At 66.0% G+C, this 1,857-nt stretch carries 1 protein-coding gene; it reads left to right on the top strand.

Annotated features, from left to right (window positions below):
• The coding region (locus AB1287_RS01695) for an Ig-like domain-containing protein (RefSeq protein ID WP_435616760.1) at nt 1–1,857 on the top strand (1,857 nt) is incomplete at both ends.

The following is a 1,857-nucleotide window of genomic DNA, read 5'->3' as shown; positions in this document are numbered from 1 at the left end:
GACCATCGATCAGGCGAACGACAACGTGGGTAGCCTCACTGGCGCGGTACTGAACGGCGGCCTGACCGACGACAGCACCCCGGAACTGCAGGGCACCACGCTGGCGGGAGCCACCGTGACCATTAAGAACGGGGAAGGCACCGTGCTGGGCACTGCCGTGGCGGACGGACAGGGGCACTGGACATTCCAGCTGCCTGAAGTTGCCGACGGCGAGCACACCTGGACTGCGGAAGTGACCAACCCGGCGGGCAACACCGCGCAGGCGACCATCACCCTGAACGTGGATACCACCGCACCGGCGGCCCCGACAATTGTCTCCATGGCCGACGTCGTGGGCACCGTGCAGGGCACCGCCACCACGCCTGGCGGCGCGACTGACGATCCGGCTCCGACCTTTGCCGGTACTGCGGCAGCAGGAACCACCGTCACCGTTTACGACGGTGACAAGGTTCTGGGCTCCGTGGTGGCGGATAAGGACGGCAACTGGAGCTACACCCCGACCACCAACCTGGTGGACGGCGGGCACAATATCACCGTCACCAGCACCGACGCAGCGGGCAACGAAAGCGCCCACAGCCCGGTATGGGACTTCACGCTGGATACCAGCACGACTGCACCGGTCATCATCACCAACACAACGGATGAAATCAGCGGTACGGCGGAGCCGGGCGCGACCATCACCATCACCGATCCGTCCGACGGCAGCGAAAGCTCCGTGGTGGCAGACGAAGACGGTAACTGGAGCTTCCAGCCGAACCCACTCGAAGTGGGTGATGAGGGCGCGACCATCGTGGCGACCGATCCGGCAGGCAATACCAACACGGCCATCGTGGACGGTCCGGCAGATACCACGCCGCCGGACAACATCACCTCTGGTGTGGTCAGCGGCTCCGTCACCCTGACCGACGACGTGGCACCTGTCACCGGCACCATCGCGGACGGCAGCACCACGAACGACCTCCGTCCGACCTATGCGGGTCAGGCCACGGCAGATATTGACCACGTTAATGTCTACGACAACGGCGTGCTGATCGGCAGCGCACCGGTGGACGAAGACGGCAGGTGGAGCTTCACTCCGGCGGCCGATCTGGCAGAAGGCTCAGCCCACGAGTTCACCGTAGCGGCGGTGGACAGGGCGGGTAACGAAGGTCCGCAGGTCTCCGGCACCGCCGATGAGAGCTGGAGCTTCACCATCGATGCCACCGCACCGGGCACGGACGCGTTCGAAGCGGGCAGCATCACGCTGACCGACGACGTGGGGCCGGTTCAGGGCGTGGTGGCTGACGGCAGCACCATCGACGACGCACAGCCAACCTACGCGGGTAAAATCACCGCCGGTGGTCTGGCGGGCGGCGTGGTCAGCGTCAATATTTACGACAAGGGCGTGCTGATAGGCAATGCCGCAGTGGACCAGTCCACCGGTGAGTGGAGCTTCACCCCGGGTAACGCCATGGCCAGCGGCGGCCACAGCCTGACCGTGGCGGCCGTGGACGCAGCCGGTAACGTGGGCCCGCAGCTGTCCGGCACCGCCGACGCCAGCTGGGACTTCACCCTGCTGACCAGCGCACCGGCGCAGCCGTCTATTGAAAACGTGGCCGACGATCGCACTCAGGGCGAAGACGCCGACACCGGCTTCCTGCAGAAGGGCCAGGTGACCAACGACGCCACCCCGACCATCAACGGCAGCACCGCGCCGGGCATGACGGTGCAGATCTGGGCCACCGACAGCGAAGGCAACCGCGTTAAAGTGGGTGAAGGCACCGCGGACGAAGACGGCCGCTGGAGCATCACCACCTCTGAGCTGGGCGCAGACGGCACCTACAGCCTGAGCGCGACGGCAGTGAATGCGGCAGGCGT

The sequence above is a fragment of the Scandinavium sp. UTDF21-P1B genome, assembly GCF_040750395.1.
In the GTDB taxonomy this organism is placed as follows: Bacteria; Pseudomonadota; Gammaproteobacteria; order Enterobacterales; family Enterobacteriaceae; genus Scandinavium.
The sequence above is the reverse complement of the archived record's forward strand: the minus strand, read 5'-3'. Positions and strand labels throughout refer to the sequence as shown.